The organism is Halomonas sp. AOP27-A1-41 (assembly GCF_052378605.1).
Classification (GTDB): domain Bacteria; phylum Pseudomonadota; class Gammaproteobacteria; order Pseudomonadales; family Halomonadaceae; genus Vreelandella; species Vreelandella citrativorans.
The window spans coordinates 35,983-56,813 of the sequence record NZ_JBQSXT010000021.1 but is presented as its reverse complement, the minus strand read 5'-3'; the positions used below and the strand labels follow the sequence as shown (position 1 = coordinate 56,813).

The following is a 20,831-nucleotide window of genomic DNA, read 5'->3' as shown; positions in this document are numbered from 1 at the left end:
CTTACGTTACTTATCGATCATTAGTAGGGTTAGATGCCTGATGCCGTAAAAGCCAGCGAGCCCAAAATGGCGCAAAAACCATCAACGTCACCATGCGAAGAAGGTGATGAAATGCGACGAATACCGGGTCAATATTAAGCGCCACCGCCAAAATGGCCATCTCGCCAACCCCGCCGGGTGCCAGCGCCAGTAGAGCTACATCACGGCCAACGCCCACAAACTGATGAATCAATTCGGCAAACAGAGCCAACACCATAAGCGCCAACAGCGTGGCAATGCCTGACTGCCATAAATAGCGCCCCCACAACCGTCGCGTCATGCCTTTAAAACGAGAACCGATTGCGCTGCCCAATACCCAAAGCATCAGGTTCATTCCCCAGTCGGGCAAGCGAAGACTGGCAATATCAAACCCTGAAAGCAGTGCAGCGGTAAGCAGCGGTACCAATAAGGCGGGGGTAGGAAAACGTAGCCAGCGCCCGAGCGGCAGTAGCAGAGGAATAAGCAATAGCATCCAGGCATGTTCAAACTCATTTGCCCGTAACGCCATGCCACCCTCCCCGCCCTCGTAGGCCCAAAAAAGAGGAGGTAACACTAAAATCACCAAAATCACGCGAAGCGACTGGGCAATAGCAATACGCTGAGGGTCACCGCCACATTTGTCGCCCAGGATAATCATCGCCGTCATGGCGCCAGGAGCGGCGGCAAACCAAGCGCTGACGGAATCAAACCCACAGCGCCGATACCAGGCCGAAGCCACCACCGTGGAGGCGCTAATGCCCGCTAGCAATAGCACAGCTGATATTGGCCAGTCGACCACCCGCTGAGCGAGCTCCGGTGTCACCTGGCTGCCTAACACCAACCCCATAACAGCGAGAAAAACATTGCGCAGGCGCTCCGGCACTACAACGTTAACGCCCCGAGAGGAAACCAGCAGATTGGCAACCAGAGGACCAAGCATCCAGGCAAGCGGTAAACCGGTAAGTTGAAAAATCGTGCCACCTATCGCGCCAACGATGAGCGACGTTAACAGTCCTTTTGCACTTCTTGTACTTACAACACCTTTCACACCAGCCCTCGCTACCGCAACCTACCCCAGCGGGTTGGTTTGTTAACCCGCTAAATATGCGGCAGTTTATCACTGCCGATGCACATTGAGGGGTCAGTAGGGCTGGGGAATCTCGCCGTCATCCTCGTCATCGCGCATCCGCGCCTGACGCTCAGCCTCTTCTTCCTTGGCATCATCGATCACTTCCATCAACTCATCGACATTGGCGATGTGGGTGTCGAAGTCGAAGTGGCCGGTCAACTTACTCTCTGGGTGCAGCTCGCCTGCCTCATAAAGCGCCCACATCTCTTTGCCATAGTGGGTCTTTAGCAATTCAGGCGCATAGTGGCCAAAGTAGGCGCGCATGTTATTAACGTCACGCTCTAGCATGGCAGCGGCGCTATTGTTACCAGCAGCATCCACGGCCTGGGGCAGGTCAATAATGACCGGCCCCTCGGCATCTACCAGCACGTTAAATTCCGACAAGTCGCCGTGGATCAGGCCAGCGCAGAGCATGCGCACCACATCCTTGATGACTTTATCGTGATAGCGCAGCGCTTGCTCGTGGGTCAGTGTTACGTCATCCAAGCGTGGCGCAACAGCGCCCTCGGCATCGGTAATCATCTCCATGAGCAGCACGCCATCCACAAAACCGAAAGGCTTGGGTACGCGTACTTCAGCCGCGGCAAGGCGATAAAGCGCGTCTACTTCCGCAGTCAGCCACGCCTGTTCCTGCTCTTTTTGGCCATAGCGGGTCTTCTTCGCCATGGCCCGGGCACGCCGGCTATTACGCTCTTTACGCCCTTCCTGGTACTGTACCGCTTGCTTAAAGCTGCGCTGTTTAGCCTCTTTAAATACCTTGGCACAGCGTACTTCTTCGTCACAGCGCACCACGTAAACCTGTGCTTCCTTGCCGCTCATCAACTGCGTCAGCACCTCATCGATCAGGCCGTCATCGACCAGGGGCTGTAATCGTTTGGGTGTTTTCATGGCTAGCTGCAATGGCTCCTATAGAAGTAGAAACAGTTAGAAGTAGGGACAGTTTCTGGCACTCAGTAGCGAATGCGACGCACACGAAAGGCGCGTCCTTTTAGTTTGTCACGTTCGAGTTTGGCCTGGGCTTTTTGAACAGCGCTGCGCTCAACCGCGACATAAGCACTGCGGGCCAACACTTTAATTTTACCGACCTGATCACCGCGCAGCCCACCCTCGCTGGTCAGGGCACCCAAAATATCGCTTGGCCGCAGTTTATCCTTTTTGCCACCGGCTAATTGCAGCGTCGCCATGGGAGGTTCAAAGGGGGCTGTTTGTGTGGCTTTAGGAAGCGCTTCCGTAGTGAGCTGCTCGCTCAGAAGCTCTGCCAAGCGTCCCAAGCGATAGGTTTCTTGAGGGGTTACCAGTGTACAGGCAATGCCACTGGCGCCCGCCCGCCCGGTACGTCCTACGCGGTGGACATGAACCTCTAGCTCACGAGCAATTTGATAGTTGAACACCGCATCCAATTGCGCAATATCCAGGCCACGTGCCGCCACGTCGGTGGCCACCAGGATTGACGCACTTTGGTTGGCAAAGAGTATCAAAATACGATCACGGTCTTTTTGCTCTAAATCACCGTGCAGCGCTACCGCGCTAAAACCGGCATCCAACAGGCTATCGGCTACCGTCTGGGTTTCGCGCTTGGTGTTGCAAAACACCACGCTGGTCGTCGGACGGTTGACCAGCAACAGCTGTTTAAGCGCACCAAAGCGGGCATCTTCACTAGGCACTTCATAGAAGTGCTGATCAATGGTAGTGGCGTCATGCACCTCAGCCACTTTAACGCTGACAGGATCCATCATGACGCCGCGCGTCATGGCCGCCAAGCCACCGGACTCCTGTTGATCAGGGAAGGTAGCGCTAAATAGCAGCGTCTGGCGATCCGCCGGGGTTTCCGCAATGATCGCATCCAATGATGCTTGAAAGCCCATATCGAGCATGCGATCCGCCTCATCCAGCACAAGTGTGCTTAGCGAACCCAGCGTCAACGAACCTTTACGCAGATGCTCTTCAATACGCCCCGGGGTACCAACAACAATATGCGCGCCATGCTCAAGCGAGCCTAACTGTGGCCCAAACGGCGCTCCGCCACACAGTGTTAATACTTTAACGTTAGCCATGGCCCGCGCCAAACGGCGCAGCTCTTCGGCTACCTGATCAGCAAGCTCACGAGTGGGGCAAAGTACCAGCCCCTGTACAGAAAATACTTCAACCCGTAGTTCAGCGAGTAGCGCCAAACCAAACGCCGCTGTTTTGCCCGAGCCTGTTTTGGCCTGTGCCAGCACATCCCGCCCGGCCAGCATAGGCGGCAGGCTTTGCGCCTGAACAGGCGTCATCTGGTGATAACCCAGCGACTCAAGGTTAGTAAGCAGCGTGGCCGGTAAGGCGAGCGACGAGAAGGAGGCGTCTGACACAATAAAACCTGCAGGGCCGTTTAACGGCCAGTAAAAGAGGTAACTAATACGGATACACTTTAATGTGAAGCACCATACCAGAAAGTGCCTGCCCCTGCGTGCATCTCATACCGCCAGTGGCGCAAGCTCAGCCTTACAAAGGGTTGCCAGGTCATTGGGCGCCAGCTCAATTTCAAGCCCGCGCCGCCCGGCGCTGACAAAAATAGTGGCAAAGCCCGCAGCCGACGCATCAATATAGGTTGCCAGGCGTTTTTTCTGCCCCAAGGGGCTTACCCCACCCAACACGTAACCAGTGGCACGCTCGACCTCGGCAGGCACCCCCATGACGGCTTTTTTAGCCCCAGCGGCCTTGGCAATCTGCTTTAGGCCCAACTGATGAGTGACCGGCACGATCCCCACAGCAAGCGTCTTGCCGTCCAGCGTTACTACCAGGGTCTTGAATACTTGCTCGACGGCCACCCCCAGTTTTTCAGCGGCTTCCAAGCCGTAAGACTCCGCCGCTACATCGTGCTGATACTCATGAATTTCAAACGGTATACCCGCTTTTTTGGCCGTATTAATGGCTGGTGTCATGACGCTCTCTTGATGTTTAGTAAAGTTGGGCAGCCCTTGTGGCGCGCTCTGGAAAGCCTATTCCTGCCTGCTACGCTAAATAGCGTAAGCGCTAAAGGGAAGTCAACCTAAAGGAGCCTTAATTATGCCAGCCACATCGAAAGCCCAGCAAAAAGCCGCAGGCGCTGCCCTTTCCGCCAAACGTGGAGAAATCAAGCCCAGTGAGCTTTATGATGCTTCCAGGGATATGTACAACTCAATGAGCGAAGAGGAGCTTGAGGAGATGGCAAGCACCGAGCGCAAAGGCAAACCAGAGAAGAAAGACGATTAACTGCGCTTGTAGTGCTCCGCTTTTACATCATAACGCCCGCTTCATTAAGCAGGCGTTATGATGAACACTAACGAAAGTGACAGTGCTATTCCCCCCGGTTTACGTGGCCACCAGGGTAATGCTGGTGACGGGGCGCAAATTACGCTGCAAGCAGTGCTGCTCAACGCTCTCCACAATCTCTTCAGCATCATCGATCTGCTGCTTGTCGAGCTGGATATCCACCATCAGAAAACTGCCCACCTGCGCCAGGCGCACATCGTCACTGGCGATATCAAAACCGGCGACCTCTTCCACCATGTCCTGGCGAATGCTGCCCATGGGTTCGCCAAACATCAGTTCGCGAAGCGCTCCACGCACCATGCGGATAGGCATGGGTAAAAAGTAGCCTGCAATGACCAGCACCATTACCGGGTCTGCCAACCGCGCATAACTTGCCCAGGGCGTTAACGTGAGCCCCCAGGTAAGTGCAAAACCAAGCATTACCGCCGCGCTTAACCAGGTATCCATTTGCCACTGACGCAGCTCAGCCGCCAATAAGGAGGAGCGAGCAATACGGGCATAGCGCTTTAGCCACCACCAGGTCAACAAACAGCCGCTCACGTTAGCAACACCAAATAACAAGGCCAAATCAAGTGTCACCAAGCGTCCGCCCTGCGCCAGGCTCCACACGGCTGACACTAAAGAGAACAGACACACCAGCGCAATCACCACGCCTTTGAGCAGCACCGCTAGCGGCTCTACCGTTAGCCGCCCAAAGGGGTAGTGATCATCCGCGGGTTTGCGGGCATGCTGTAACGCAAGCAGTGAGAGCGAAGCGAGAACAAGGCTTAACAGTGAATATCCACTATCGAATAAAATCGTGATAGAGCCACTGGCTAATCCCAGGACCAAGCCAGACAGCGCAAAAAAGCTTGCTGAAATAGCTGAAAATCTTAGCGCACGGCGCTCAGCAATAAAGGGGGTCACGCAGAAAACTCCATTCTGATTTAGCAGGATTGTAGGAAATCGTGCTGCATGGTAAAGGGTGTACTAACGTTTAACGAATCACTCAGCGCTAAAAAAAATAGCACTCAACCACGAGACTCCGTATGCGAGCTGAACAAGTCCAGGCGTTTGTTGAAGTTACTGAGCACGGCTCCTTTGCCGCCGCTGCACGGCAGTCAGGTATAAAGCGCGGTACGCTAAGTGCGGCGGTCCATGCGCTGGAAGATAGCCTGGGGGTGGCACTCTTTGAACGCTCGGGAAATAGCCTGACACTAACCGCCGTAGGTGAAAGCGTACTCCCCGACTGTTACCGGCTACTGACAAGTGCCAGCCGAATCAAAAAGCACTGCCACCAACATCTGCAAGGGGTCGAAAACCAGCTGTGCATTGCCCGCGATGATGCGCTTCCCGAGCGGTTCTGGCACCAGGTCATGCACGATTTAAAGCAGCAGTTCCCGCTGACCGCTGTATCGGTTTATCTTGTTCCACCCCAGGAGCACAGCCAATTTATTCTGCGCCAAACTGTCGATATTGCGTTTGGGCTTTATACCGCCGAAGGCGTTGCCACCCATGCAGCCAACCTGGCACCTGTAAGTATGCGCTTAGTGGCCTCTCCACAGCACCCACTGAGTCGGCTTCCCAGCGTCAATCGCGATGATCTCGCCCAATACACGCAAGTCTGCTTAACCCACATTCAGGACGACAAACTGGTCAGCGAGGCGCTGTTTTCCGCTAACTACCTGGGATTCACCATGTTTGAGGTGATCCGAGATGCGGTAATAAACGGCACGGGATGGGCACTACTTCCCCACCCGCTGGTTAAAGAAGCATTGGAAAGTGATCAGCTCTACTCACTGAATCACGACCTTGCCCTGGAAAGCCACTATTACCGCTATGTAGAGAGTGAAAACCTGGGCGTAGTGGCCACCGCACTCCTTAACAAAGTGGCGCGTTTTCTAGGCAATTCGCAGTAGTGGTCACTTCGCTAAAATGTAGGAGTGGTCACTTCGGTGAAATATAGCAGTGGAAAAAAGTGCAATATCCTTCCACGCTATAAAAAAGTGCCTCACAAGGAGATTGAAAGACACGCCAGAGGAACGACACAGGCAAGTGTCATCTAGGCGTAAGATGTAGCTGCCAGTGTCGATGTTGCCGTCAACCAAGGAGCTATCGCCCGATGGTAAGACTCGATAAGAAAGCGACAAGGCTTTATGTCCTGGACACCAATGTCCTAATCCATGACCCCACAGCGCTCTACCACTTTGAAGAGCATGACGTGGTTATCCCCATGACGGTTCTTGAGGAACTGGATAAGCATAAAAACGGAATTCGTGAGATTGCCCGTACGGCACGTCAAGTTAGCCGTACGCTCTCTGACCTTACCAACCAGGTTACTTTTGACGAGATTCAACGCGGCATCCCCATCCCACGTATTAGCGGCGAATCTGGACGCCTGCACTTTCTCTGCTTCAACGATTTAAAGCCCTTCGACTCGATGGACGACAGTCCGGATAACCGTATTCTGGCGGAAACCTGTCGGCTACGCGATGAGCGCCCCGATGCCTCGGTCATTCTAATTACCAAAGATATCAACCTGCGCGTAAAGGCGGCCGCGCTAAAAGTCCCTGTGGAGGATTACTTTAACGATCGGGCATTCTCAGACAGCGATGCCATGATTGAGGGTGCCCAGGTGTACGCATCGGCGGGACACAACGGCGGGGCACTTTGGGAAGCGCTGAATGTTGATGTCAGCGTTGAGCGGGTGGAGCATCAAACGTTTTATCAATTAAGTGGCGACATGCCCCGTCACTGGCACTTGGGAATGCTTGTCTCCGACAGCGAGAATGGCGCTGAGTTTGAGGCCATTATTCGTGAGCTGTCGCCCTCATCAGCGCGGTTACAGCTGTTGACCAACTACCGCCACCACGCTGGAGTGTGGGGCGTTCACGCCCATGATAGCCGTCAAAACTTTACCCTTAACCTGCTGATGGACCCGGACATTGATCTGGTCACCATTGCCGGTAACGCGGGCACGGGTAAGACCTTTATGACGCTGGCCGCCGCTTTCCAGCAAACCCTGGATGCCAAGCAGTTTGAGCGCATCGTGTTTACCCGCGCACCTATTCCAATGGGCGAGGACATTGGTTTTTTACCCGGCACCGAGGAGGAGAAGATGTCGCCGTGGATGGGTGCCTTCCACGACAATATGGATAACCTGCTGCGCAATGACGAAGGAGAGTCGACCTGGGATAATGGCGCAACACGGCAACTGATTGGCTCACGCGTGCAAATTCGCTCGCCAGGCTTTATGCGAGGGCGCACCTTAAACGACACCTTTTTGATTATCGACGAGGCACAAAACTTTACACCCAAACAGCTTAAATCACTGGTTACCCGTGCCGGACGTAATACCAAAATTGTCTGTTTAGGCAACGTGGGGCAAATCGATACGCCCTATCTAACCGCCAATACCTGTGGCATGGCGGCCGTGGTTGAGCGCTTCCGTGACTGGCCACACGCCGGGCATATTACCCTCAAAAGCGTTGAGCGTTCGCGCCTGGCGCTGGCGGCTGAAGAGCTTTTGTAAAAAGGCTGTTCTAAAAAGGGCTCTTACCGCAAGGGTAACCGCCTAATACGTAAACGTACGGTAAAACCGCCAGCTCGCTACTGGCGGTTTTTTTCTTTATCCCCGTTCCAAGGGTTTTCAACCCCCAGCGTATCGGCGGCAAAGGCTTCGCGCTCACCTAATGGGCGCTCTTCACCAATAGTGGTGTCTTTATAGGTCTGGCGCTCCATTTCACTGTTCACTTCTGCACCTAGCAGTACCACAAACGCAGACAGCCAAAACCACATCATCAGTACAACCACGGCGCCCAGTGACCCATAAAGCTCACTGAAGCTTGAAAAGTAGCGGACATAAAGTGAAAGCCCGCCTGACCCAAGTAACCATAAGGTGGTCGCCAGCAGCGTGCCATAGCTTAACCAGCGCCATTGCGCGGCACGCCGATAAGGCGCAAACCGGTACAACAGGGCAATTAAAAAGCTCATGATGATCAACAAGGCAGGCCAACGCAGCCACTTAAGTACTTGATCGAAAGGATCATCCACCGCTAAGGCATCGACCAACACAGGCACAATCGCAATAAAGCCAAGCGATACCAAGGTCATGCCAATCAGGCCAAACGTCAGTAGCACCAACACAACACCGCGAAGAAAGAAGTTACGCCGCTCCTTTTCGCCATAAACCACATTCAGCCCCACCACGAGCACTCCCACGCTTTTGGAAGCGATATACATGGCGACCAATAGCCCTAAAAGCACCGCCATTACGTTGCCAGATTCGGCACTCTCAACCACTGTCTGGGTCTGCTGGTCAATAAGGCTTGCCGCATCCGGGGGCATAAAACGGCTTAGCTCATAAAGCTGCCGCCCTGCTTCCACCGGGTCAAACAGTAACCCCCACAGCGATATTACCGCTGCAATGGTAGGAAATAGTGCCAGCAAAGCGTAAAACGCGACACCAGCCGCCAACATGGTAAGGCGGTCACGCTTAGCGGCGCGCAACACCCGCCATACAACATCAAACCACCCATAACGTGGAATCTCATCGGGCTTTTTGGCACGTCTCCCTCGGTGGTTCTGTGAACTCTCGTGGCTCATGGCGCCCCTTCCCAGATTAATAACAGTGCCAAAACAATGGCTAACGCCATCATCAAGCCGCTCGTATGGTGGCGCATCCAGCTTTCCATGGCCGTTAGTTGAGTTAAGCGCGCCATCATCCGTTTTTCAATGGCCAGAGCAATACCCACAGATGCTGCTTTAACATCGCCACACCACTGCCCAGCAGAGCGAACCCCTACCAAGGCATTTTGAACGAGCCACGCATAAGGCCACCATAAGTCGCCTGCAGGCGGGGGGCATATACGCCAATGGCGCGTTAACCACCATCCCGCCCACGTTAACACGATGCCTACGGGCAGTGGCCACATCAGGCTAAACCACTCTTTCAACGGGGGGATTTCCGCACTCCCTTGAGGAAGCGGTAGCCATATCGGCGTCACAAGAGCGGCAGTTAATGCAGCAAGCCAAGCACCCCACTGACCAGGATGGCTGCCACCGGTGCTGCGCTGCTGCCACTGCCGCCAGAGACTGACACTCACCAACGCAGAGGTGCCAATTGCCGCCCAGGTTAACAGCGCGACCAGTTGCTCATGATGCATCTCATACAGCGCGCTTTTGACGCCCCACTTGCTGACGAGCCCAGCGCCAAAGGAGCCGGTAAGCGACAAGGCAGGCAGCGCCAGCAGCACCCAGACAAGCGCCAACGGCCACCGAGGTAAATGCTCACTAACACTGGTCCCCATAAATAGCGCGCCTTTGGCCAGCGCGTGGTGAGCCGCAAAGAGGACCACGCCCGGCAGCAACAAGGGCCACACCTCGGGTGCAGCCAATCCCATAGCGACCATGGCGGTCAGCATGCCCATTTGGCTGATGCTGGAGTAAGCTAATACGGCCTTGGGATGCCTCTGCCACACCCCATACAGCGCCGCGCCAAAGGCAGCGGCCAAACCAGCGATCACCATGATGTCGCCAAGCCGGGTGAGCGCACCGGAAAGCGAGGTTTCCCCCAAGGGTAATACGTAGATCCAGCCAAGCAGTCCGGCCTTGATCATCGCGCCGCTTAGCACCGCGCTGGCCGGAGCGGGGGCCGCCGGATGCGCAAGCGGTAGCCACACGTGTAAGCCGATAACGCCAGCCTTCACGCCCAGCCCAAGCCATAGCAAGCACGCCATTAAGGCACCATACTCAGCCGTGGCGATCCCCTCACGTACGCCTGCCAGCAGTACGGTTTCCGCACTACCGGCCGCCCACAGCAAGCCTCCAAGAAGCAATCCTTCGCCGACCACCGCGAGAATCAAATAGGCCCTCGCCCCCAGCTTCGCATCCGGCGTACCGTTATGTACGACTAGGCCATAGGCGGCAAATGTCATCAGCGCAAAGCCCAGGTAAAAAGTGGCGATATCCTGGGCGATAATCAGAAGTACGTTACCGACAAACGTTAATGGCCATAACAGAGCCAAGCGCAACAACCGGCGCTCAGCGGCACTGTCGCCCGCTTGGGCGCTGGCCTGCTCCTTGGCAAAATATCCACGCGCATGAATCGCTACAAAACACCAAAGCAGCGCGGTGAAAGCAAGCCAAGGGCGGCTCAGTGCGTTAAGCGACCAGTGCCCGCCCAGCATCCAGGCATCTATCACCCACTGGGCTTCCCCCATATACGCCAACAGTAGTGCCGGCCATGCCGCACTGAGCCAGACCCACGAGAAGTAGCAGCGCTGAGCAGCAGGTGTACGATAAGCCTTCCATACGCCCATCAACGACACGCAGACCGGCCAGCAAAGTGTTATCACCAAGAGTAGCGTTATCATTGCAGGTACTCCCCCTCGGCTACACGCGTTGCCCAATCCAGTGGGCTAAACGGCAACCCGGCAAGTGCGCCAGCAGCAATACTGAGAACGGCGGTAAACACCGCAGGCCAGAGCAGCCAGCCGTGAGTTTCCAAACGTCCAAGACGCTGATCTTTTGGCCAGTTTCCATTGCCATGGGCAGGGCCAACACGAAACCAAAGACGATGCACGATCGGCAGAAAATAGAGGGCATTTAGCGCACTGCTTGACACCAACACGGCGACAACCCAATACATGTCGGCCTGAATGGCGCCAATTCCCAAATACCATTTAGTGATAAATCCGGCCACAGGCGGTAGACCAATCATGCCAAAGGCGCCCACCGTAAAGGCCAGGCTGGTGAGTGGCATACGCTTACCCGCTCCATCCATCTCATCAATGCGGTGGATGCCCAGCTCTTCTGCATAAATACCCGCACAGAAAAATAGCGTTACCTTCATGATCCCTTGGTGCAGTAGGTGAGCAAGCGCGCCAATGGTGCCAAAAGGACCCACCAGGCTAACCCCAAGTACGATATACGACACTTGGCTGATGGTTGAAAAGGCCAGTCGCGGCTTTAACTCCTGCTGCGCGATGGCACGTATTGAGCCGTATATAATAGTGATCGAGGCCGCCACTGCTAATACCGTCGTAACCCCAAGCTCTACGCTTAGCTCAATGCCATACAGGTCGTAAATAATTCGCAAAATGCCAAAGGCACCGGCTTTTACCACCGCCACTGCGTGCAATAGTGCGCTTACCGGTGCCGGTGCGACCATGGCCCTGGGCAACCAGCCATGCAGCGGCACCATCGCAGCCTTAACGGCAAACCCGCCCACCAGAAGCGCAAATATAAACGTTAGCAGGCTGCGGTGGTTTACTAAGTAGCCTTCTAGACCGCGCTCGGAGGCGAACGAATGGTCGCTCGTTAAACTATATAAAAGCACCGTACCCAACAGCAGTACTACGCCTGCGGTCAGGGTGTAACGTAGATAAATTCGCCCAGCATTTAAGGCTTTATCAGTGCCCGAATGGACCACCAACGGATAGGTGGACAGCGTCAGCATTTCGTAGAAAATCAGAAAGGTAAACAAGTTACCGGCCAGCGCAATACCCAGCGTACTGGCAACACATAAGCTGAAAAACCCAAAAAAGCGCTTACGGTTCGCGGTTCCTTCCAGATAACCAATGGCGTAAATCGTAGTGCATAGCCATAAGAGCGACGAGAGCCCGGCAAACATGACGCCCAACGCGTCAGCACGCAGTACAAAGTCGATATTACCGACCACCTGAAAGCTGAACACGGCCTCCTCGCCACGTGCTACGAGCGTTACCATTAGCGCCACTAGGCTGATTTTGATGACCGCCGCCAGCAGGTTGATACTGGTACGCATCCGCCTGGATGCTTCAGGCAGTACAAAAATAATCACCGCAGCCAGTAGCGATGCGGCCAACGCAGTCAAGGGTAGCCAAGCGACATTCATGCGTTATCTCCATGAAGAAGCTCAAGCGGAAAGTGCGCTAAAAGTCCTAACGCTAATGCCGCCATGGCTAAGCAAAGCGCAATCGCATCCATACCCGGAGCAAGCGGCTGAAAACGGTGGCGCGGGGCCTCCTCCAGGAACGAATAGCGGAAAAAGCGAAAAATATAGGCGGCGGTTAACAGTGTACCTATAAGCAATACTGCCACTGCCAGCCACTGGTGGGAGAGCACCATGGCTTGCAGGAGCAGCCATTTAGCCGTAAAGCCCGCGCTTGGCGGCAGCCCCATTAAAGTTACCGACGCAATTCCAAAAACCAACAGTGAAAGTGGTAGGCGGCGGCTGGTGCCAGCAAGCCCCTTTAGGGTGGTTTCACCGGTGGCCATCATCAAATTACCGGCGGCTAAAAACATCGCGGCTTTCGCTAGCGCATGGCCTATTAACTGCAACCAGAACCCTTCCCACGCCAGCGCCTTTACTACTGACGCTACATTGGGGCCTAGCAATAAGGGGAACACCACCATCAAGTAGCCCAACTGCGCCACGGTTGATGAAGCCACCACTGTTTTGAGCGTTTCAGCACGCCAGGCAATTAAGCCACCCCATATAATGGCCAACATGCCCAGCCAGGCGATTAATCGCGGCGCCCAAAAGGTGTCCGGTAATAAAAGACTCCACAGCTGAAGCAGCACGAATAGCGATGCTTTAACCACCAGCCCAGCATGCAATACGCTCACAGGCGTCCAGGCGCTGGAATGCACCGGAGAAAGCCAGGCATGAAGCGGAAAGAGAGCAGCTTTCAGGGCAAGCCCTGCCCCTATTAGCGCCGCGGCGATCCAGACAATCGGCCCTGGCTCAATAACCTGCGCAAGCCCGACCAAATCAAGCCGCCCCCAAGTGCCCAACAGCAGCGCGACGCCCAGTAAATAGGCAAGCGACCCCACCAGCGTAAGCAACAGATACCGCATACCGGCCAACAACGCCGTGGCCTTACCTGAAAGCAGCAACATGCCTACTGCAGCCAACCCCATGGCTTCCAGCGCAAGGTAGAGCGTGATCAAGTCAGTGGCCAGCCAAATCAACGAAAGCGCGCTGACCATAACGCCCATCAACGGCCATATCCAACGGGCCAACGGTTCGGGTGCCGAAAGCCGCAGCGAGCCTGGGGTATAAAGCGCCGCTGCCGCTGCCAGCCACTGCGTTATCAGTAACATCAGCACGCTTACCCCGTTTAAGCGCAGCGCAACATTAATCCCCCAGGCTTCCCAGCCCCAGTGCAGTAGCCCTACTTGCTGGTAGTCGATCAATAACGATAGCCCGGCGGCCAATACAGGAACGCATGCCAACGCGATAGGCCACATCCGCTTAGGTGGCCAGAGTGCGGCTAGCCCACCGAAGACAAGCGGCAAACACACGGCGGCAGCCAATGCCCAATGGCTGGTCAAAAGCGGCTCGAATGTACTGTCTGTCAGGCCAAATCGCTCTATCATTTAGCCTTCTCCCCAAGCCCGTCATCCTCTAACAGGGCCTCTTGCCCTTCAAGCTGGTAAAGCTTTCGGATCACTAATGCCCCCAGCAGTGATCCGATCCAAGCTATCACTAGGCCCACTATAACCAGCGCCTGCCCTTGGGGAATTGCGCCTGCAACCCCGGCCAAGAGCAGAAACACACCCGACCCCAGCACGTTAAAGGCAAGCAAACGGCGCAATAAATGGCGCTGCCAGGCAAAAGCGCCCATTGCTGTGGCCACCACCGCCACTCCGGCCAACACCAGGGGGTGCTTTGCAGGCGAGTAAGCCATTTCAGGTAGCACAAGGAAAATGGCAGCTCCGACCATCAAACACCAGGCAAGCGCTAACACAATGCGCATGACTCTATGCGTTAGTGGCGGCTCAAAATGATCGTAACGGGGTAATTTAGAAGCGCTGGAGGGAAAGATACCTAACGCGTAAAAAAAGCAGGCAACAGTTAATACCGTGCCCAATAGCCCTTCGACAGCCGCTAACCAGGGCATCCCCAGGGTTAGCCAGGCAAGCGCCATTGTGAGCGTAAAGGCAAAAAAGGCGCGACACGCACGCACCAAATGGCGGTCAAATAGGCAAATCAGCGCTGCTATCAAAAGACACAGCGCTAATACAGCCTCGATGAGGTCGACAGACGAGATTACTGCCATTGCTATCCTTGCAGCGGCTTATAGACAAATTACTTTGCCTATCTTTTGATCACTTGTCGATGTAAGGATTACTTCAGAAGAGTGCTCAACCACTGACCAATATCGCCCACTTGCTGAGGGCAAAGTGCGTGAGCCATAGGATACTGGCGATAGTTGGCGGTGTAGCCTTGGGCTTTTAAACGCTCAAACCCAGCCCGTCCCAAACTCTCTGCCACGATAGGGTCCATATTACCGTGATGCACCTCAATCGGAATTGCCTTGTTAGCGTCACTCAATTCGATACTGTCTGCTGTGGCAAAGTAGGTCGACATTGCCAGCAACCCACCTAACGGCAACGGAAAAGATAACGCCGCCTGATAAGCCACCGCGCCCCCCTGAGAGAACCCTGCCACGATAATCCGCTGGCTATCGATACCGTGATCAATCTGTTCCTGTATCAGCGCCTGAATACGCTTGGCAGAGCATTTCAGCTGTACTTCATCAACACGGCGCCCGAGGTCCATCGCCAGAATGTCGTACCAGGCGGGCATCACCATGCCGCCGTTAACGGTCACCGGCAGCCGTGGCGCGTGCGGCATAATAAACCGTACGTGGGCGTCTTCAGGAAGGTTAAGCGCGGGCACCAGAGGCTCGAAGTCATGCCCATCGGCACCTAAGCCATGAATGATAAACACACAGGCATCGGCAGGTTGACCGTTTTTCGGTTCAATAATCAGTTCGCCTGGGTCCGTCATGATATTTATCCTTACTTAATTAAAAAAGCACGCGATTAGGGCGCTTGAACGGTTAGCGCAAGCGGCGATGAAACATTAACAGACCCTAACGTAAACCGGCATTCACAGCGAGTGATTACGCTTAAAAGGGCCACACATGAGGAATCAATATGAGTGCGATGGCCCCGGTTAGCACGTTTAGGCCACCGCCTACGCGCATAAAATCACTAATACGATAACCGCCGGGGCCATACACCATTAAGTTGGTTTGATAGCCAATAGGCGTTAAAAAGCTGGCCGAAGCGGCAAACATTATTGCAATCACATAAGGCATTGAGCTTACGCCAAGGCTCTCGGCGGCGGCCATGACGACCGGAAAAATAATCACCGCCGCACCGTTATTAGTGACAAGCTCGGTTAGCAGCGCCACAACGCAGTACGTACCTATCAAGAGCAGCCAAGGGTTACTGCCTACGACATGCAGTATGCCGCCGGCAATAGCATCTGCGGCGCCCGAACTCTGCAGCGCGGCTCCTACGCCAAACGAGGCAGCAATCGTCAAAAGCACTTGGCTATCCAGCCCGCGCCGGGCAGCTTCAACCGAACAGCAGCCACTTAACAGCGCCAGTGCAGCGCCCAGCATCGCGGCATTTAGCATGCTCAAAACGCCGAATGCGGCCAGCAATACTGCCCCCAGCAGAATCCCCCAGGCGAGCGGCGCTTTTTCATGAACAGGCCGCGCAGAGCCGTTTAGCTCACTGATCAAGAGAAAGTCTTTTGACTGACGGTGGCGTTCAATAAACGGAGGACGCGCTTCCAGTAGCAGCACATCAGCGGGCTGCAGGCGTACCTGCCCCAGATTGCCGGTGACACGCTCACCGCCTCGGCAGATAGCCAGTACGGCCGCACCATAAAGCGTCCTAAAGCGGCCGTCTCGAATGCGCTGGCCAATGAACTGGCACTGGTTCGACACTACGGCTTCGACCAAGCGGCGCTCTTTGAACTCTTTTTCAAGGCTGGAGGTATGATCGTGCGAGGGTATTAATCCACGAATTTGCTGTAGTTCGACAGCGGCATCGCTGGTGCCCACAAACACCAACCGGTCACCACCCTTTAACTGTTCACCAGGCCCCACAACACTCACAACGTTACCGTCACGCTCGATCTCAACCAGGAACAGCTCTTGCAAGTGGCGCAGCCCGGCCTCCTCCACCGTTCGATTAACCAGAACGCCTTCCCGATCGATCTCCATCTCAATGGTAAATTCACGCGGGTTAGCGAACGCATTGGCCAACCCCTCGCGGGCAGGTAACAGGCGCGGCCCAAGAATCACCAGATAGGCAAGCCCTACCACGGCGACCGGCACACCCACCCAGGCAAGGTCAAACAGGCCCATGGTCACATTGGGATAACGCTCCGTCAGCAGCCCATACACCACCAGGTTGGTGCTGCTGCCAAACAAGGTAATCGTACCGCCAAGAATGGAGGCGAAGCTTAACGGCATCAGCAGCCGCTGAGGGGAGCGTCGCAGCCGCCGACTCCAGCTCATAACCGCCGGTATATAGGTAGCTACTACAGGGGTGTTATTTAAAAAAGCACTTAAAGAGGCCACCGGTAACAGTAACCGCACCAAAGCACCCCGCTCGGTTTTAGGGCGCCCCAATACATAGCGAATAATAAGATCGATACCGCCCGTTTCACGGATGCTAGCCACCAGCACGTACATAAAAGCGACCGTAAATAGCCCACTGTTGGAAAAGCCGCTTAACGCCTGAGCTGGCTCAATAACGCCCAGGGTCATCAGTACAATGACAGCGCCAAGCAAAATGATGTCGGGCCCTAACCTCGAGACGGTCATTAGCGGGAAGATGGTGGCAACCACCGCTATCGCAATCCATGCATCCAGTGTCATAACGCGACATTCCTAACAAAAGTAATGCGCTATTGTGACCTCAACCACATATTCTAAAAAGTTATTTTTAGAAACATTTAAATACCAAAATAGAATAAGAAAATTCACACACAAAAAACCCCGCTCGTGAGCGTAATGCTATTCGGTTAAGGTTTGCCGATGACCGAACAGCATTACCGCTTCGGCGGGGTCTTCCTATCTCAAGCCCTTGAGAATAAATAAGCGCCCTAGTAGGCAGTAGGCGATATATCCATGGTGCCACTGGAATCGATCGAAATACGGTATCGCGTTTCTTCATTCTCTCGCGCCAAGAATTCAGCCTCCTTCAGCCCTCCGCCGCAAGCGCCCCCTGAAAGGCATGCAGTCGATCATTGGGGACGCGCTTAGCGGCATCTGACGATATGGGCGTTCTAACCAATCTTAGCTTTAAGGGGGGGGAGGGGAAGGCGGCGCTAGCCTGCTGGAATCAAGCTTTACTCCCAAATCGGGAGGCGCTACAATATCCCATATTGGGAGGTGGCATGAGAGTCATAGCAAAGCGTACGCTGAAAGAGTTTTGGGAGCAGGGCTATGGCGATGCCGAAACCCCGCTGACCGAGTGGTATAACATGATGCTAAAGGCATCTTGGGAAACACCACAGCAACTAAAGGCTGATATTAGAACAGCCAGCATCCTTAAAGGTGGGCGCGCTGTTTTCAATATCGGCGGCAATAAGTACCGGGTAATCCTATCCATTCGTTATGAGCAGCAAATTGCCTGGGTTCGATTCGTCGGCACCCATGCTCAGTACGATAAAATTGATGCGGAGACAATATGATGAACATTCAGCCCATCCGTAATGATAGCGACCTTGATCGCGCTTTCGCTCGCCTAGAAGAGCTTTGGAGTGCCGCGCCGGACTCTCCTGAAGCCGATGAAATTGAAGTGCTTTCCATCCTTATTGAGAAGTACGAGGATAAGCACTATCCCATTGGCCCGTCCGACCCCATCGAAGCTATCAAATTTCGCATGGAGCAACAGGGGCTAACGCAGCGCGACCTTGAGGCTTATATCGGTCCTAGTGGCCGCGTCTCTGAGGTATTGAACCGTAAGCGCAAGCTAAGCCTGGGCATGATAAAAAGACTTCATGACGGCCTGAAAATCCCTTACGACAGCCTTATGAATCAGGTCGCCTAACCACCAGACCCCGCTTCAGCGGGGTTGAATCCTTCCTGCCCATCAAAAGACTCTAACCGCAATGTCTGCTGTATCTGATTTGCTCGGTAGTGGCATCTGTGACGCTTCTAGCTGGGAAGTGGATAGCAAAAAGCCCCGGCGCTAGGCTCGTAATGCTGTTCACTTAAGCGGCGCCGCCTTGCGATTTACTGGATAGCGGGTTTTGGATATTTTTACCGTCCTCGGCCTTGATGGTCGAGGACGGTCATCCAGAAAGGTGAAGAGCAGACTCTATCCATTCGACAGGGATATGCTGGGCAAAGGTGCTGAGGCCAGTGAAGGAATGTAGCTCATCAATATCGAGCAATGTCTGTTGAATAGGCACAAAAAAATCCGGTATCCAATGAAGAATACCGGATTTTCTTAGAGCCTTCGGTCATCGTTAACCGAACGGCATTACGCTCACGAGCGTTTTTTCAGCTTACTAACGCCTGGCGCTAGCAGCGAACATCAAATGCTGAGAATTAACCCAGAACTTTGATGTTGGAAGCCTGAAGGCCTTTCTTACCCTGAGTGACGTCGAAGGAAACCTTCTGGCCGTCTTGCAGAGTTTTGAAACCGTCAGCTTGAATTTCAGAGAAATGCGCGAACAGGTCGTCGCCATTGTCGTCCGGAGAAATGAAGCCGAAACCTTTAGTGTCGTTAAACCACTTAACGGTACCAGTTGCCATGATCGAAATCCTCGATGTAGCTTAATGTAAAGCCGGGAAATACCCGAATTGCAGTGGGTAGAACAAGAAACTTTCACCAGACTCACGCTTAGGCGTTCGATACTGCTGACAACGTTCGACTTGCTAACCAACTGCGTTTAAGAATGCGCCTAACCAGGTCACACGTCAACACTATGCTTAAAAAAAAAGTTAATGCAACACATTTTCCTCTAAAATCCATTTAGCCGCTTTTTCTGCAATCATTAACGTGGGCGAGTTTGTATTACCGCTGGTGATGGTGGGCATTATCCCCGCATCCGCAATGCGTAACCCCTTGACGCCCAGCACTCGTAATTTAGCATCCACAACGGCCATCGGATCATCAGCACAACCCATCCGTGTTGTGCCTACTGGATGAAAAATGGTGGTACCTATGTCGCCTGCCAAGCGCGTTAGCTCGTCATCACTTTGATACTCAAGCCCCGGTTTAACCTCCTCGGGAGCATATTTGGAAAAAGCCGCTTGCGCTGCAATGTGCCGAGTAACGCGCAGTGAATCAGCGGCCACCTTTCGATCCTCGTGGGTGCTTAAATAGTTGGGCGAAATAGCCGGAGCATCAGCTGGATTGGAGCTTTTCAGGCGGACTGTTCCGCGACTGCTCGGATTTAAGTTGCATACGCTGGCGGTAATGGCCGGATAAGGATGTAGCGGCTGCCCAAATGCCTCAAGGCTTAATGGCTGAACGTGATACTGAATATTAGCGTGCTCATACTCGTTAGAACTGCGCGTAAAGGCGCCAAGTTGTGAAGGTGCCATGCTCATGGGGCCGGTGCGCTTGCACAGATACTCCCAGCCAATGCCTGCTTTACCCAGCAAAGTGCCTGCTACTGCATTGAGCGTTTTTGCATTGGTGACACGATACACTGAGCGGATCTGAAGATGATCTTGCAGGTTCTCGCCTACACCCGGCAGGTCATGCACTACCTCAATGGCGTGCTCTTCAAGATGTGCTTTAGGCCCAATACCCGATAACTGCAAAAGATGCGGCGAGCCAATGGCACCGGCACATAAAATTACTTCTTTGCTGGCGCGGGCGTTCAGATTTTTCCCGCGCTGGATAACGTCTACTCCGTTACAGCGTGGGCTGCCCTGATCATCTTCAAAGCAGAGCCGATTCACCTGGGTAGAGTGCCAAAGCGTCAGGTTGTTACGTTTAAGCGCGGGATGTAAAAACGCCTTGGCGGTGTTCCAGCGCCAGCCACTACGCTGGTTGACTTCAAAGTAAGCAACGCCTTCATTATTGCCACGGTTAAAATCCTCGGTGCGGGGAATGCCGGCCTGCACGGCCGCCTCGGCGAAGTCGTCCAACACTTCCCACTTCAAGCGCTGCTTTTCAACCCGCCACTCACCGCTATCGCCGTGAAACTCGCGCTGCTCGGCATCCGCATCGCCTCCTTCATCCAGCCGGTAGTGGCTTTCATGCTGCATAAAGTCCGGCAGGCAGTTCTCCCACCGCCACGCCTCATCACCCACGACTTCTGCCCAGTGATTGTAATCGCGCGCCTGGCCGCGCATATAAATCATGCCGTTGATACTCGAACAGCCGCCCAGGGTTTTACCCCTCGGGTAAATCAGCGAACGGCCGTTCAGGCCTTGTTCTGGCTCGGTGCGAAACAGCCAATCGGTGCGCGGGTTATTAATGCAGTACAGATACCCCACCGGAATATGAATCCAGTGATAGTTATCGCGCCCACCCGCTTCGATTAGAAGCACCCGATTATTCGGATCGGCGCTTAACCGGTTGGCCATCAGGCAGCCTGCGGTGCCTGCACCTATCACAATGTAGTCAAATGCCAAGGTTTGTTGTTGTGTCATTT

At 54.3% G+C, this 20,831-nt stretch carries 19 protein-coding genes; 5 read left to right on the top strand and 14 right to left on the bottom strand.

Annotation, left to right across the window (positions count from 1 at the left end):
• Window positions 1–10: 10 nt before the first annotated feature.
• From ACT3TC_RS13545 to ybaK, 4 genes are all read right to left on the bottom strand, one after another.
• Window positions 11–1,066, bottom strand: coding sequence for an AbrB family transcriptional regulator (locus ACT3TC_RS13545; protein WP_444622544.1), 1,056 nt, complete (start codon window positions 1,064–1,066; stop codon window positions 11–13).
• 93 nt (window positions 1,067–1,159) lie between these two features.
• Window positions 1,160–2,035, bottom strand: coding sequence for a PA4780 family RIO1-like protein kinase (locus tag ACT3TC_RS13540; protein WP_444640381.1), 876 nt, complete (start codon window positions 2,033–2,035; stop codon window positions 1,160–1,162).
• 62 nt (window positions 2,036–2,097) lie between these two features.
• Window positions 2,098–3,495, bottom strand: coding sequence for an ATP-dependent RNA helicase DbpA (gene dbpA / locus ACT3TC_RS13535; protein ID WP_444640380.1), 1,398 nt, complete (start codon window positions 3,493–3,495; stop codon window positions 2,098–2,100).
• 105 nt (window positions 3,496–3,600) lie between these two features.
• Window positions 3,601–4,068, bottom strand: a complete 468-nt coding sequence (gene ybaK, locus ACT3TC_RS13530) for a Cys-tRNA(Pro) deacylase (protein ID WP_172117268.1) — start codon at window positions 4,066–4,068, stop codon at window positions 3,601–3,603.
• 124 nt (window positions 4,069–4,192) lie between these two features.
• Between ybaK and ACT3TC_RS13525 the strand changes: the two genes are divergently transcribed.
• Window positions 4,193–4,378 (top strand): DUF3008 family protein, encoded by a 186-nt coding sequence (locus tag ACT3TC_RS13525; RefSeq protein ID WP_172117269.1) that lies wholly within the window; start codon window positions 4,193–4,195, stop codon window positions 4,376–4,378.
• 99 nt (window positions 4,379–4,477) lie between these two features.
• Here ACT3TC_RS13525 and ACT3TC_RS13520 read toward each other — a convergent pair whose 3' ends face one another.
• Window positions 4,478–5,344 carry a cation diffusion facilitator family transporter gene (locus tag ACT3TC_RS13520; RefSeq protein ID WP_444640379.1) on the bottom strand — a complete coding sequence of 289 codons (867 nt, stop codon included), beginning with the start codon at window positions 5,342–5,344 and terminating at the stop codon, window positions 4,478–4,480.
• A gap of 122 nt (window positions 5,345–5,466) precedes the next feature.
• On the opposite strand from ACT3TC_RS13520, the gene ACT3TC_RS13515 reads away from it, so the two are divergent.
• The gene (locus tag ACT3TC_RS13515) at window positions 5,467–6,336 is read left to right on the top strand and encodes a LysR family transcriptional regulator (RefSeq protein ID WP_444640378.1); all 870 of its coding nucleotides are present in this window, start codon (window positions 5,467–5,469) and stop codon (window positions 6,334–6,336) included.
• A 203-nt stretch (window positions 6,337–6,539) separates the two neighbouring features.
• A complete protein-coding gene (locus ACT3TC_RS13510) occupies window positions 6,540–7,949 on the top strand; it encodes a PhoH family protein (RefSeq protein ID WP_444640377.1) in 1,410 nt (469 codons plus the stop codon).
• Between the two features lie 77 nt (window positions 7,950–8,026).
• Here ACT3TC_RS13510 and ACT3TC_RS13505 read toward each other — a convergent pair whose 3' ends face one another.
• The 7 genes from ACT3TC_RS13505 to ACT3TC_RS13475 form a co-directional block, all read right to left on the bottom strand.
• Window positions 8,027–9,022, bottom strand: coding sequence for a YihY/virulence factor BrkB family protein (locus ACT3TC_RS13505; protein WP_444640376.1), 996 nt, complete (start codon window positions 9,020–9,022; stop codon window positions 8,027–8,029).
• Entirely contained in the window at window positions 9,019–10,791 is a 1,773-nt protein-coding gene (locus ACT3TC_RS13500; protein WP_444640375.1) for a proton-conducting transporter transmembrane domain-containing protein, read from the bottom strand. The genes ACT3TC_RS13505 and ACT3TC_RS13500 overlap by 4 nt, the downstream gene beginning before the upstream one ends.
• Window positions 10,788–12,293 (bottom strand): complex I subunit 5 family protein, encoded by a 1,506-nt coding sequence (locus tag ACT3TC_RS13495; RefSeq protein WP_444640374.1) that lies wholly within the window; start codon window positions 12,291–12,293, stop codon window positions 10,788–10,790. Before ACT3TC_RS13495 ends, ACT3TC_RS13500 begins: the two co-directional genes overlap by 4 nt.
• Window positions 12,290–13,780, bottom strand: a complete 1,491-nt coding sequence (locus ACT3TC_RS13490; protein WP_444640373.1) for a complex I subunit 5 family protein — start codon at window positions 13,778–13,780, stop codon at window positions 12,290–12,292. Before ACT3TC_RS13490 ends, ACT3TC_RS13495 begins: the two co-directional genes overlap by 4 nt.
• Complete coding sequence (locus ACT3TC_RS13485; RefSeq protein ID WP_444640372.1) at window positions 13,777–14,463, bottom strand: NADH-quinone oxidoreductase subunit K; 687 nt, start codon at window positions 14,461–14,463, stop codon at window positions 13,777–13,779. The genes ACT3TC_RS13490 and ACT3TC_RS13485 overlap by 4 nt, the downstream gene beginning before the upstream one ends.
• Before the next feature lie 68 nt (window positions 14,464–14,531).
• A complete protein-coding gene (locus tag ACT3TC_RS13480; RefSeq protein WP_172117278.1) occupies window positions 14,532–15,197 on the bottom strand; it encodes an alpha/beta hydrolase in 666 nt (221 codons plus the stop codon).
• Window positions 15,198–15,318: 121 nt separating this feature from the next.
• On the bottom strand, window positions 15,319–17,088 hold the full coding sequence (locus ACT3TC_RS13475) for an SLC13 family permease (RefSeq protein WP_172117279.1): 1,770 nt from the start codon (window positions 17,086–17,088) through the stop codon (window positions 15,319–15,321).
• 521 nt (window positions 17,089–17,609) lie between these two features.
• Between ACT3TC_RS13475 and ACT3TC_RS13470 the strand changes: the two genes are divergently transcribed.
• Window positions 17,610–17,906, top strand: coding sequence for a type II toxin-antitoxin system HigB family toxin (locus tag ACT3TC_RS13470; RefSeq protein WP_444640371.1), 297 nt, complete (start codon window positions 17,610–17,612; stop codon window positions 17,904–17,906).
• The gene (locus ACT3TC_RS13465) at window positions 17,903–18,265 is read left to right on the top strand and encodes a helix-turn-helix domain-containing protein (RefSeq protein ID WP_226912098.1); all 363 of its coding nucleotides are present in this window, start codon (window positions 17,903–17,905) and stop codon (window positions 18,263–18,265) included. The genes ACT3TC_RS13470 and ACT3TC_RS13465 overlap by 4 nt, the downstream gene beginning before the upstream one ends.
• 503 nt (window positions 18,266–18,768) lie before the next feature.
• Here ACT3TC_RS13465 and ACT3TC_RS13460 read toward each other — a convergent pair.
• Both ACT3TC_RS13460 and ACT3TC_RS13455 read right to left on the bottom strand, forming a co-directional pair.
• Window positions 18,769–18,975 (bottom strand): cold-shock protein, encoded by a 207-nt coding sequence (locus ACT3TC_RS13460; RefSeq protein ID WP_054641278.1) that lies wholly within the window; start codon window positions 18,973–18,975, stop codon window positions 18,769–18,771.
• 189 nt (window positions 18,976–19,164) lie between these two features.
• The gene (locus tag ACT3TC_RS13455) at window positions 19,165–20,829 is read right to left on the bottom strand and encodes a GMC family oxidoreductase (RefSeq protein WP_444640370.1); all 1,665 of its coding nucleotides are present in this window, start codon (window positions 20,827–20,829) and stop codon (window positions 19,165–19,167) included.
• Window positions 20,830–20,831 lie beyond the last annotated feature (2 nt).